The sequence below is a fragment of the Rossellomorea vietnamensis genome, from assembly GCF_001305855.1.
GTDB classification, from domain to species: domain Bacteria; phylum Bacillota; class Bacilli; order Bacillales; family Bacillaceae_B; genus Rossellomorea; species Rossellomorea vietnamensis_A.
Map to the genome: position 1 here is coordinate 25,748 of NZ_LIXZ01000025.1, position 12,243 is coordinate 37,990.

13 protein-coding genes, 2 tRNA genes and 2 rRNA genes are annotated in these 12,243 nt (G+C 43.1%); 4 read left to right on the forward strand and 13 right to left on the reverse strand.

Annotation, left to right across the window (positions count from 1 at the left end; genetic code table 11):
- Window positions 1–19 precede the first annotated feature (19 nt).
- The gene (locus AM506_RS20005; RefSeq protein WP_060674671.1) at window positions 20–1,231 is read left to right on the forward strand and encodes a tyrosine-type recombinase/integrase; all 1,212 of its coding nucleotides are present in this window, start codon (window positions 20–22) and stop codon (window positions 1,229–1,231) included.
- 82 nt (window positions 1,232–1,313) lie between these two features.
- Here AM506_RS20005 and groL read toward each other — a convergent pair whose 3' ends face one another.
- Both groL and groES read right to left on the reverse strand, forming a co-directional pair.
- Window positions 1,314–2,948, reverse strand: coding sequence for a chaperonin GroEL (gene groL, locus AM506_RS20010; RefSeq protein WP_034766062.1), 1,635 nt, complete (start codon window positions 2,946–2,948; stop codon window positions 1,314–1,316).
- Between the two features lie 55 nt (window positions 2,949–3,003).
- On the reverse strand, window positions 3,004–3,291 hold the full coding sequence (gene groES / locus AM506_RS20015) for a co-chaperone GroES (protein WP_034766060.1): 288 nt from the start codon (window positions 3,289–3,291) through the stop codon (window positions 3,004–3,006).
- A gap of 295 nt (window positions 3,292–3,586) precedes the next feature.
- On the opposite strand from groES, the gene AM506_RS20020 reads away from it, so the two are divergent.
- Together AM506_RS20020 and AM506_RS20025 are read left to right on the forward strand one after the other, a co-directional pair.
- A complete protein-coding gene (locus AM506_RS20020) occupies window positions 3,587–4,330 on the forward strand; it encodes a CPBP family intramembrane glutamic endopeptidase (protein ID WP_060674673.1) in 744 nt (247 codons plus the stop codon).
- Window positions 4,327–4,536 carry a YdiK family protein gene (locus AM506_RS20025; protein WP_060674675.1) on the forward strand — a complete coding sequence of 70 codons (210 nt, stop codon included), beginning with the start codon at window positions 4,327–4,329 and terminating at the stop codon, window positions 4,534–4,536. The genes AM506_RS20020 and AM506_RS20025 overlap by 4 nt, the downstream gene beginning before the upstream one ends.
- A 15-nt stretch (window positions 4,537–4,551) precedes the next feature.
- Here the strand turns inward: AM506_RS20025 and tatC are convergent, their stop codons facing one another.
- From tatC to AM506_RS20040, 3 genes are read right to left on the reverse strand one after another with little or no spacing between them, the layout of a single operon-like run.
- Entirely contained in the window at window positions 4,552–5,319 is a 768-nt protein-coding gene (tatC, locus tag AM506_RS20030; RefSeq protein WP_060674676.1) for a twin-arginine translocase subunit TatC, read from the reverse strand.
- 15 nt (window positions 5,320–5,334) lie between these two features.
- Window positions 5,335–5,505, reverse strand: coding sequence for a twin-arginine translocase TatA/TatE family subunit (locus tag AM506_RS20035; RefSeq protein WP_034766054.1), 171 nt, complete (start codon window positions 5,503–5,505; stop codon window positions 5,335–5,337).
- A gap of 54 nt (window positions 5,506–5,559) precedes the next feature.
- The gene (locus AM506_RS20040; RefSeq protein WP_034766052.1) at window positions 5,560–6,237 is read right to left on the reverse strand and encodes a redox-sensing transcriptional repressor Rex; all 678 of its coding nucleotides are present in this window, start codon (window positions 6,235–6,237) and stop codon (window positions 5,560–5,562) included.
- Window positions 6,238–6,428: 191 nt separating this feature from the next.
- On the opposite strand from AM506_RS20040, the gene AM506_RS20045 reads away from it, so the two are divergent.
- Entirely contained in the window at window positions 6,429–8,369 is a 1,941-nt protein-coding gene (locus AM506_RS20045) for an ABC-F family ATP-binding cassette domain-containing protein (RefSeq protein WP_060674679.1), read from the forward strand.
- 348 nt (window positions 8,370–8,717) lie between these two features.
- Here AM506_RS20045 and tsaD read toward each other — a convergent pair whose 3' ends face one another.
- From tsaD to AM506_RS20085, 8 genes are all read right to left on the reverse strand, one after another.
- Window positions 8,718–9,734 (reverse strand): tRNA (adenosine(37)-N6)-threonylcarbamoyltransferase complex transferase subunit TsaD, encoded by a 1,017-nt coding sequence (gene tsaD / locus AM506_RS20050; RefSeq protein ID WP_060674687.1) that lies wholly within the window; start codon window positions 9,732–9,734, stop codon window positions 8,718–8,720.
- Window positions 9,731–10,168: a ribosomal protein S18-alanine N-acetyltransferase gene (gene rimI, locus AM506_RS20055; RefSeq protein WP_060674681.1), complete on the reverse strand. Its 438-nt coding sequence runs from the start codon at window positions 10,166–10,168 to the stop codon at window positions 9,731–9,733. Before rimI ends, tsaD begins: the two co-directional genes overlap by 4 nt.
- Window positions 10,169–10,188: 20 nt before the next feature.
- On the reverse strand, window positions 10,189–10,887 hold the full coding sequence (gene tsaB / locus AM506_RS20060) for a tRNA (adenosine(37)-N6)-threonylcarbamoyltransferase complex dimerization subunit type 1 TsaB (protein WP_060674683.1): 699 nt from the start codon (window positions 10,885–10,887) through the stop codon (window positions 10,189–10,191).
- Window positions 10,884–11,339 (reverse strand): tRNA (adenosine(37)-N6)-threonylcarbamoyltransferase complex ATPase subunit type 1 TsaE, encoded by a 456-nt coding sequence (tsaE, locus tag AM506_RS20065; RefSeq protein ID WP_060674685.1) that lies wholly within the window; start codon window positions 11,337–11,339, stop codon window positions 10,884–10,886. Before tsaE ends, tsaB begins: the two co-directional genes overlap by 4 nt.
- A 167-nt stretch (window positions 11,340–11,506) precedes the next feature.
- A tRNA-Asp gene (locus tag AM506_RS20070) sits at window positions 11,507–11,583 on the reverse strand.
- Window positions 11,584–11,660: 77 nt separating this feature from the next.
- A tRNA-Met gene (locus tag AM506_RS20075) sits at window positions 11,661–11,734 on the reverse strand.
- An 81-nt stretch (window positions 11,735–11,815) separates the two neighbouring features.
- A 5S ribosomal RNA gene (gene rrf, locus AM506_RS20080) occupies window positions 11,816–11,932 on the reverse strand.
- Between the two features lie 103 nt (window positions 11,933–12,035).
- Window positions 12,036–12,243: ribosomal RNA gene (locus AM506_RS20085) — 23S ribosomal RNA — on the reverse strand; the annotation flags it as partial.

The following is a 12,243-nucleotide window of genomic DNA, read 5'->3' on the forward strand; positions in this document are numbered from 1 at the left end:
TCAGAAAGTGAGGATGCCTATGAAAGGACATTTTTATAGAAGGAACTGCACATGCAAAAAGAATAAATGCACTTGCGGTGCAAAATGGGCATATGTCGTTGATGTCGGAATAGACCCAATCACTGGAAAAAGAAAACAGAAGTCTAAAAGTGGTTTTCTGACCCAACAAGAAGCTGAAGCGGCAGCTAATACTCTCATTTACGAGTTAAATCAAGGGACATATTTAGAGGAAACAGACAAAACTTTCAGCGACTTTGCTAAAGAGTGGCTGCCTATCTACAGTGAGTCAAAGGAGGTTAAGCCAGGTACTATTCGTGTTCGACTTCATGAAATTGGGAGGTTATTACCCTACTTTGCTCAATTAAAATTGAAGGACATCACAAGAAAGATGTACCAAGATGCTCTCAACGATTTAAAAGCTCAAGGGTTAGCTGATAGCACAAGGGAGGGGATAAATCGAACTGGGAGGATGATTTTTCGAAAGGCATTAGAATTAGAACTATTAAAGAAGGATCCTACAGAATTCGCTTACGTAAAAAAAGACAAAAAAACGATTGAACAATTAGAAGAAGAGGAAGTTCCAAATTACTTAGAAAAAGAAGAGCTTGCCTTGTTTTTAAAGACAGCAAAACAACATGGTCTTGAACATGATTACTTGGTGTTTTTAATACTCGCCTATACAGGAATTCGGGTTGGAGAACTTATTGCTCTTAAGTGGAAAGATATTGACTTCAAAAACCATACAATCAGTATTACTAAGACATATTATAATCCAAATAATAATACGGTTGAGTATCAATTAGTCCCACCAAAAACCCGAAAGTCTAGACGGAAAATTGTTGTCGATGAAGAAGTGATTGACGCTTTGATGGAACATAAGAAGACTCAAGATGAGGTAATTGGACAATTAGGTAAAGCTTACAATAACCAAGATTTTATCTTTGCCAAAATGCAGCGACAATACGGCTATCCAATCGTGATTAAGAATGTTAGAGATCGTATGAAAAGGCTACTAAGAATAGCCGACCTTAACGAAGATTTAACTCCGCACAGTTTAAGACATACTCATACATCCCTTCTTGCGGAAGCTCGTGTATCACTAGAACAAATCATGGATCGTCTTGGACATACTGACGATCAAATTACAAAAAATGTGTACCTCCACGTAACCCAAGAAATGAAAAAAGAAGCTTCCCAAAAGTTCAGCGAACTCATGAGAAGCCTCCGTTAATATCCTCAATGTTAGCAAAATGTTAGCAAACCACTCTCACCTTACCAACAAATCCTTTTATATCAAGGGTTGAGGGGGCAGATTACATCATGCCGCCCATTCCACCCATGCCGCCCATACCGGACATATCAGGCATGCCGCCGCCTTCTTCAGGAATGTCCGCTACTACTGCTTCAGTAGTCAGGAACATTGCTGCAACAGACGCTGCGTTTTGAAGCGCAGAGCGAGTTACTTTCGTTGGATCTACGATACCTTTTTCGATCATGTTGACCCACTCACCAGTAGCTGCGTTGAATCCGACACCTACTTCTTCCTTCTTCAGACGTTCTACAATGATAGAACCTTCGAGTCCAGCGTTGTGAGCGATCTGACGGATCGGCTCTTCAAGAGCACGCAGCACGATGTTGATACCAGTTGCTACATCTGCATCCGCTTCGATTGATGCTACTTTGTTGTATACGTTCACGAGTGCCGTACCACCACCGGATACGATACCTTCTTCTACTGCTGCGCGAGTAGAGTTCAGGGCGTCTTCGATGCGTAGTTTACGCTCTTTAAGCTCAGTTTCAGTTGCAGCTCCGACTTTCACAACTGCTACTCCGCCAGCAAGCTTAGCAAGGCGCTCTTGTAATTTTTCCTTATCGAATTCAGAAGTGGACTCTTCTAATTGAGCACGGATTTGGTTTACGCGAGCCGCGATTTTTTCTGGATCCCCGGAGCCTTCTACGACAGTCGTGTTCTCTTTCGTTACGACTACTTTCGCAGCGCGGCCAAGTTGAGTGATGTTCGCAGATTTAAGGTCTAGGCCTAGATCTTCTGTGATCACTTCTCCACCAGTAAGAACGGCTAAGTCTTCAAGCATTGCTTTACGACGGTCACCGAAGCCAGGAGCTTTAACAGCCACTGCGTTGAATGTTCCGCGAAGTTTGTTCACAACAAGCGTTGCAAGAGCTTCACCTTCAACATCTTCTGCTACCATTAGTAATGGCTTACCTTGTTGAACGACTTGCTCAAGGACAGGAAGTACTTCCTGGATGTTGCCGATTTTTTTGTCAGTGATTAAGATGTATGGATTTTCTAAGACAGCTTCCATTTTATCAGAATCAGTGACCATGTATGGAGATGCATATCCACGGTCGAACTGCATTCCTTCTACAACGTCAAGTTCAGTAGTGAACCCTTTAGATTCTTCGATTGTGATAACGCCGTCGTTTCCAACACGCTCCATTGCTTCTGCAATCAGTTGACCGACTTCTTCGTCAGCCGCTGAGATTGCTGCAACTTGAGCGATGGAATCTTTGCCTTCGATTGGCTTGGAGATCACTTTTAATTCTTCGATAGCAGCTTGAACCGCTTTTTCGATTCCTTTACGTACGCCAACAGGATTTGCACCAGCTGTTACGTTTTTAAGACCTTCACGGATCATCGCTTGAGCAAGGACCGTTGCAGTCGTTGTACCGTCACCGGCAATTTCGTTTGTTTTGCTTGCTACTTCAGCAACCAGTTTTGCACCCATGTTTTCGAATGCATCTTCAAGTTCGATTTCTTTCGCAATGGTTACACCGTCATTTGTGATAAGTGGTGAACCGAATTTCTTCTCAAGTACCACGTTACGTCCTTTTGGTCCAAGAGTTACTTTTACTGCATTTGCTAATTGATCGACACCGCGAAGCATGGAACGGCGTGCTTCTTCGCTGAATTTAATATCTTTAGCCATTATTAAAGTCCTCCTCTTATTTAGATAATGTATGGTTTACTATACGGAAATTTAATTATTCGCCAACTACAGCCAGAATATCGCTATCACGAAGAATCAGGTATTCTGTGCCTTGGTATTTCACTTCTGTACCAGCGTATTTAGAGAAAATGATCCGATCGCCGACAGCTACCTCAAGAGCAACGCGCTCACCGTTGTCAAGAATGCGACCAGTACCTACAGCCATCACTTTACCTTCTTGTGGCTTTTCCTTTGCGGAATCCGGTAGCACAATACCGCTTGCTGTTTTTTCTTCTGACTCAACTAGCTCGATAACGACGCGATCACCTAGTGGTTTTAACAAGTGAAACAACCTCCTTGAATTATGTAAATGTTTTTTATTAGCACTCGCTCACTGTGAGTGCTAACACAACTATTATATTAATTAATTCGTTTTCATTTTGCAAGAGTCCTGCCTAAAATTTTTTTCGTCATATTTCTCTTTTTTTCACACCCTCCTATCCTATGCCCTACTTTCCCCATATATTCCAGGGTAAAAGAAACCCTTAGATTTGAACAGTTCCGCTTTTCTTAGTAGAATTGTACAGGAGTAAAGTAAAGCTGGTCGTTATCTTACAGGTGCTAAAGGAGATCAAACGTTGAAAAAACATTTCGGATTTATTTTAATTGCCTATATCGTCATGCAGCTTTCAAGCATTGTCGGGGTACCCCTTTTATATAAGATTGGTGTTGACGTCCTCGGTAAGCCCGATGAGACCGTGCGGAGCCTTGTCCCTGGATATTGGCTCGTCATCAGCTTTACGCTGACCCTTCTCATTGTGGGAGGCATTTTAAGGAAAAGCGAAACAAGCACCCGGCTTGAACGGAGCGCTCCGATTGGCGCCGGCCGTTCGATTGTTTGGGCGGTACTCGGAATCTTCATGGCATTCATCGCTCAATCGGTTGCGATTCAAGTCGAATATGCGCTGGGAATTCAAATGGGATCTGAAAACACCCAGATGATCATCGGCATCATTGAAAAGGTTCCGTTATCCATGCTGGTAGCGGCCATCATCGGCCCTATATTGGAAGAAATCGTATTCAGAAAGATCATTTTTGGCGTTCTATACGAGAAGATGCATTTCTTCTTTGCCGCTCTGATCAGTTCGGTCATCTTCGCTCTTGCCCATTTCGAGCCTGAGCATGTGATCCTGTATTCAGCAATGGGATTCACCTTCGCATTTCTTTATGTGAAAACGAAGCGGATTTTGGTGCCAATATTTGCTCACGTGGCCATGAATACAACGGTCGTTCTAATGCAATCTATCTATAAGGACGAAATCGAAAAAATGATGAATGAAGCTGAAAAAATTCAAGGATTTATTGGAGGATTATTTCTATGAAGAGATCACCATTATTCTCTGGAGTGATCTATCTCCTTCTCGGTGTGCTCTTCACATACTTTGCTGTACAAAACGTACAGAATGATGAAGGTTGGGGATTTTTCACGTATATGCTCATCTTTCTTGCCACCCTGGACTTCGGTTCCGGGTTACGGATGATCATGCTGCATTTCAAAATCAAAAAGCAAATAAAGAACAAAAAATAAGGATTGATCGGTTGATCAATCCTTATTTATTTCCTCAAACTGTTCCATTTCAAGCTTCTGCTCTGCTTCTAACACCTTTTTGTATCCGATCTTAGAGATCCAGATGCTTATTTCATATAATATGAACAGCGGTACCGTCACCATTAGATGAGACACAATGTCCGGTGGCGTGATAAGGGCAGCGATGACCAATAAGATAAAGTAGGCCGCTTTCCTCATCTTTGCCATCATCATCGGTGTCACGATACCTAACCGTGTAAGGAAAAGCATGGCTACGGGTAACTGAAAGAGAAAGCCAAAAGGAATCGTGATCTGGAATAAGAAATGAAAATATTCGTTTATCCCTATCACTTGTTCTATATTTAGATTCATTGATAAACCCATCATGAATTTCACGATATATGGAAACAAAATAAAATAAGAAAATGACAATCCACCTAAGAAAAGGATAAGGGAAACTGGAATATAACTAAGCGTCACTTTTCTTTCTCTTTCGTATAAACCCGGACTGACAAAAGACCAGACCTGAAAGAGAATGAGAGGGGATGTCATGATTAAAGCAATGAACATGATCATTTCCATATAGATCTTCAGAGGATCTGTGATGCGAAAGGCGTTCATGGTTAATTCCTTCGCTTCATCGGCATGCTGTAAGTATCTGATCAGCGGTTCTGCAAGAAAGAAACTTACCACAACGGCTAACAAGAAGAAAACGACTACAAACATGAGTCGTTTTTGCAATTCTCCTATATGTTCATAAACTGTCATGTCTCTTTGACTCATGGCGTTCATCCTACTCTACTTAGCACTATTATTTTTTTCGTCTTCATCATCTGCTAAGCCTTTTGTTGCATTTTTAAATTCACGCAATGTATTTCCAGCGGCTTTCCCTAATTCCGGAAGTTTCTTAGGACCAAAAATAAGTAAAGCAACGACTGCTATTAATACGAGGCTACCTGGACCTGGCATAATGAGACACCTCCTCTTTTACACTTCTATCATAACGTAAATATGAAGATTTTTCTATTCTGTTATGATTCCATCTTGTGACATTTCCGTGTCATCCTCTGAGTAATGTTTCAAGAAGTAAACGAGTGACTGAAGTTCCACCGCCAAATCGATATGATGGACGCGGATATGATCGGGCACCGTCAATCTTGCAGGGGTAAAATTCAGTATCCCCTTTATATTCGAAGAAACCAATCGGTCTGTGATATTCTGAGCAGAAGAAGCCGGCACCGTCAGAATCGCTACTTCAATATCATGCCCTACAAGCTTCTCTTCTAAATCATCTAAATGAAAAACGGGTACATCGCTGATTTGAGTCCCGACTTTCTTTTCATCTACCTCAAAAGCCATTTCGATCTTCGTATTATTATTCTTGATGAAATTATAATGAAGAAACGCTGTACCAAGATTCCCCACCCCGATCAGCACAACCTTCGTAAGGGCATCCTGATCAAGGGTCTTACGGAAGAAGGATAGCAGATAATTGACATTATAGCCGTATCCCTTTTTACCCAATGCCCCAAAATAAGAAAAATCCCTGCGGATTGTAGCAGAATCAACTTTCACCGCTTCACTTAATTCCTTCGATGAAACCCTCTGCTTACCGGATGAGTACAGGTTCTTGATAAATCGATAATATAGCGGAAGGCGCTTGGCCGTTGCCTGTGGAATTTTCGTTGTATCCTGGTTCATATTGTATTCCCCCACATCTATTCAAAACCTCTGATACCGCTTCCAAAATAGAAAGCATCCAGAATTTATTAAACTCTCCTACTCATCATACACTATATTTTATCCTAAGTGTACGAAGATTAATAGGTGTTTTATTGCCGTTCCCCTCTCTTATACGGTACACTAGCACTATGAAATAGAGGTGAAACGTCATGATTCTATTACAAGTGAATCAACTAACGAAAAACTTTGGTGCAGATAATATCCTATCAAATATTAAGCTTGAAATACAGACTAGAGATCGAGTTGCCCTTGTCGGCCGTAATGGTGCAGGGAAGTCGACTCTTCTAAAAATAATTGCAGGTCACCTTTCATACGATTCCGGAGAGATCACCAAGCCAAAAGGTGTCTCCATCGGATATCTTGCGCAGAACACGGGTCTCGAATCCGAGCTGTCCATCTGGTCTGAGATGCTGACCGTCTTTGAAGAATTGAAACAGCAGGAAAAGAAATTACGATTGTTGGAGCAACAGATGGCTGACCCTTCGGTATATGAGCAAGAGGATGTCTATCAACGGGTATTGAAGGAATACGATCAACTCCAGGTTCTCTTCAAGGACTCCGGCGGCTATCAGTACGAAGCGGATATCCGTTCTGTCCTTCACGGATTGAACTTTGCCGATTTTGATTACGAAACAAAGATATCCACGTTGAGCGGTGGTCAGAAAACCCGGCTCGCCCTCGGGAAGCTTCTTCTGACCAAGCCTGACATCCTTATCCTTGATGAACCGACCAACCACCTGGATATCGAAACCTTATCATGGCTTGAAACGTATCTTCAAAGTTATGAAGGGGCCGTCCTGATCGTTTCCCATGACCGCTACTTCTTAGACAGCGTCGTCAATCAAGTGTATGAAATTTCCCGGAACCGGAGTAAGAAATACCTCGGGAACTACAGCAGATATCTTGAACAAAAAGCGGAAGACTATGAAAAAGACCTCAAAATGTTCCAGCGTCAGCAGCAGGAAGTCGCAAAGCTCGAGGACTTCATTCAACGGAATATCGCCCGCGCCTCTACCACGAAAATGGCACAGAGCCGGCGAAAGAAACTGGAGCGTATGGATAGGATGGACCGACCACTCGGGGATGAGAAATCTGCCAGCTTCGCGTTTCAAATCGACCGCCCAAGCGGGAATGACGTGCTGCACGTCCAGGATCTTACGATTGGATACGGGAAAAACGAGACGATTTCCTCCCATATCGATTTCTCTGTCAAAAAAGGAGACAGTATCGCACTGGTCGGACCGAATGGAATCGGGAAATCGACGCTATTGAAAACATTGGTCAATAAGCTGCAGCCACAAGATGGTACATTTAAATTCGGTTCGAATGTGACCATCAGTTACTATGATCAAGAACAAGCCGAACTGTCTTCGAATAAGACGGTATTAAATGAACTGTGGGACGAATACCCGATGAAGATGGAGAAAGAAATCAGGACGGTCCTCGGCAACTTCCTCTTTTCAGGGGAGGATGTATTAAAGCCCGTTTCCACACTCAGTGGTGGAGAAAAGGCAAGATTAGCCCTTTCCAAGCTGATGATGGAAAAAGGTAACGTCCTGATTCTGGATGAGCCGACGAACCATCTTGATCTGGACAGCAAAGAAGTGTTGGAAAATGCCCTGATAGACTATCCCGGAACGATCCTCTTTGTGTCACACGACCGGTACTTCATCAACCGAATTGCAACAAAAGTCGTTGAACTATCCAAGAAAGGATCTACGGAATATCTCGGCGATTACGATTATTATGTAGAAAAGCTACAACAGCAGGAGGAACTGGCGGCACTTGAACGCATGGAACAGGGTAAACAATTACAGGAGCCGACTCAAAAACGTTCCCACAAGCTGGATAAAGAAGCGAAAAAACTCGAACGACAACGAAAGCGCAGAGTCGAAGAAATCGAAGGACTGATGGAATCACTCGAAACAAACATACAGGAAAAAGAAGATCTTCTCTGCGATCCTGATATCTTTCAAGATCACGAAAAAGTACAGGATATTAATGAATCACTCACCAAAGCTAAAGAAGAACTGGATTCTTTATTGGAAGAGTGGACAGAACTGGAAGAACTACTTCAAGAAGAGCAGTAATCCACAGGATTGGGGATAACTATCACTCCCCAATCCTTTCTTACTCCACAATATTATCCACAGTCAAAACATCTACAAAACGTTATTCACAGAAGTTTTCCACAGTATCCACATAAAAAACTTATGTTATCCACAATCTTTTCCATTATTTAGGATTAGTAATGCAGGTCTTTTTCACATTATATACACAATAATTATGTAGTTACTAACAGATTATCCACAACCTGTTGATAAAACGTATGTTCGTCCCTCTCCATTCTCTTTCACCTGTCCCACTCTGAACGTTACTCACAAGATATCAACAAACAGTAAAAAAGCTTGAACGACGTATCGTTCAAGCTTTCCTTTTTAGAAATTCTCGATATCAAGTCCTGGATGAGCATTCATATCCATGCTTCCTCTTTTTCCTTGTTCAAATAGCACCGTTCCTGCAGCGGCAATCATAGCAGCATTGTCTGTGCAAAGGGATAACGGAGGTATGACCAATTCCGCTTCCAATCCCTCAAAGGCTTTCTGAAGGGCAGCACGCAAGCCTTTATTGGCCGCAACTCCGCCGGCAAGTAAGACTTGCTCCACTCCATACTCCTTTACAGCCTTAACCGTTTTAGTTACTAACACATCAATGACACTCGCTTGAAAGCTCGCGGCCAAATCCTGTGGATGAATGGTCATTCCTTTTTGTTTAGCATTATGAAGCGTGTTGATAACCGCAGACTTCAAACCACTGAAGCTGAAATCATAGGAACCTTCCTCCAGCCAGGCCCGAGGCAGATTAAGACTCGGTTCGCCAACATGTGCCAGCCGGTCAATATGCGGCCCTCCTGGATATGGAAGGCCTAACGTCCGCGCTACCTTGTCGTACGCTTCGCCTGCAGCATCATCGCGTGTTTCTCCGATGACCTCAAAGGAACCGTGATCTTTCATGAGTACAAGCTCCGTATGTCCCCCGGAAACAACCAGGGAAAGAAGGGGGAACCTCATCTCCCTCACTAAGCGATTTGCATAGATATGCCCCGCAATGTGATGGACTCCCACCAACGGTTTATCATGGGCAAAAGCGAGAGCCTTGGCCGCGTTGACACCGATTAAAAGTGCACCTACCAAACCAGGTCCCTCCGTCACAGCCACACAATCTATATCCTCCATCGTCATCCCGGCTTGTTCAAGGGCTTCCTCCAGTACATACGTAACCTGCTCCACATGGTGACGCGATGCAATCTCAGGGACCACTCCACCGAATCGCTTATGACTTTCAATTTGAGACGAAACAATGTTCGTCACAATCTCTGTTCCATTTTTTATAATCGCCACAGCTGTCTCATCACAGCTTGTTTCAATTCCCAATACAAATGTATCTTTTCTCATAAATTCACCCACATTACTAAAGCATCCTCTTGATTGTCCGAGTAGTATCGTTTACGGATCCCGCCGTCTTTGAAACCGAGCTTCCGATATAAATGTTGTGCCGGTTTGTTCGATACCCTGACTTCTAACGTCATCACGCGTGCGCCAAATTCAATCGCTATACCCATTATCTTACGCATAAGACCTTCCCCCAAGCCACGTCCCCGGTAATCAGGGAGCACGGCTACATTTGTGATATGGGCTTCATCCACGACCAGCCACACGCCACAGTAACCTGCAAGCTTGTCTTCATCTTCTGCAACAAGGTAGGTGGACAGGTGGTTATGCTCGATTTCATTCAAGAAAGCGTCCCGGCTCCAAGGAATGCTAAAAGATTGATTTTCAATTTCCATAACAGCGTCTAAATCATCAACCGTCATAAACCGTATGTTCATATTAAACGATCCTTTATCATCTATTCAGATTTTTTTTGAGACTCCAGCCATTTCACTTCCGCTTCCGCCATCCGTATATAGTTAGGAAGCACCTCATGTGCCTTCATTTCTTTTAAACCCAGTCCGATATAAGCCAGTTCAGAAGGACGGGGATTATGACTGACAAAAGGGGCGATTCTAGCTTGATCTCCAAGTACTTCCTTAATCATATTCTGATGGATGGAAACGTCATTACCGACAAATAATAGATCTTTATCTGACTCTTTTAACGTAGTTACCCATTCGTCGAGCATGATGTTGCGATCCTCTTCCACGCAAACTAATCGATCTCCCTGAAACTCATACAGGCCTGTATACACCTGCCCCCTTCTCGCATCGAAAAGAGGAACAATATATCCTGAAAAATATCGTCCGGATGAAGCCAGAGTGGCAAGGCTCGACACAGGGATTAGAGGGATATTTAATGACCACGCCAGGGTCTTGGCCAATGTGACCCCGATTCGTACGCCCGTATAGGAACCGGGACCATTTGCAACAACAATCTTCATTAACTCCTTTGCCTCTACTCCACAGTCTTTTAACAACCGTTCGATAGCCGGCATCGCTCTTACAGAATGGTTCTTTTTCATATACGTGATATATTCCCCAATTACCTTATCCTCTTCGATAAGGGCAACTCCAAACGGATAATTGGAAGTATCTATCGATAATATCGTCATGACACAATCTCCTTACACAATTCACTATATCGATTTCCATGCGGCGTTAACACGATCCTTCTTTTGGAGTCGCCTTCCCGGTAAATCGATAAGCTTAATAATTCTTTCGGAAGCTGATCCTTTATTAAGTGAGCCCACTCAATGACGGTCACACCTTCTCCTTCAAAGTATTCATCGAATCCCAAATCTTCACAGGAATCGTCCAGCCTGTATACATCCATATGATAAAGAGGCAGAAGCCCCTTATATTCTTTAATTATGGTAAAAGTGGGACTGTTCACGGTTTTAGTGACACCAAGGCCTTTGGCAAGTCCTTTCGTAAACGTTGTCTTCCCTGCCCCAAGATCACCTTCCAGCGTTAACACAGCCCCAGGCTTTAAAAGTCCTGCCAGCTCTTCTGCAAATTGGCCTGTTTCCTCCGGACTGTTTGTCATAATCTCAAACTGATTCATGTTAATCTCCTCAATCATCATTTAGAGTATAAAAAAACCTTAGGAATGTTTGTTACCCTAAGGGAGAATGTATATATGTAGTTTACCCTTTTTAAGGTATGAGAGTAAAGGTTCTGAAAAAAGACAATAAAAAAAACGAAACATCGTTTCGTTTGAATGAACAAAAATGGCGGTCCGGACGGGACTCGAACCCGCGACCTCCTGCGTGACAGGCAGGCATTCTAACCAACTGAACTACCGGACCAAAGTTTTTTTGCGCTAGCAAAAATAACTATCCATACGTGACCCATCAAGGAATATCCTACTGAATCAAAAATGGTATTGCGGGGACAGGATTTGAACCTGCGACCTTCGGGTTATGAGCCCGACGAGCTACCGAACTGCTCCACCCCGCGACGATAAAAAAATGTTACTATCTTCTATAATACTATATGCACCTTCACAAATAAAGTGATTGTACAAAAAAGAATTGTTTCGCCTGGCGACGTCCTACTCTCACAGGGGGAGATCCCCCAACTACCATCGGCGCTGAAGAGCTTAACTTCCGTGTTCGGCATGGGAACGGGTGTGACCTCTTCGCCATTATCACCAGACGAATATTCAATTGAAGGATTATTCCTTCAAAACTAGATAAAAAATTGATGTCAAGAAAGCCGAATATCGACCAATTGTTGTTCATTAAAATAATGACTCTTTGTGGTTAAGTCCTCGATCGATTAGTATCAGTCAACTCCACATGTCGCCATGCTTCCATCTCTGACCTATCTACCTAGTCATCTTCTAGGGATCTTACTCACTTACGTGATGGGAAATCTCATCTCGAGGGGGGCTTCATGCTTAGATGCTTTCAGCACTTATCCCTTCCGCACATAGCTACCCAGCGATGCCTTTGGCAAGACAACTG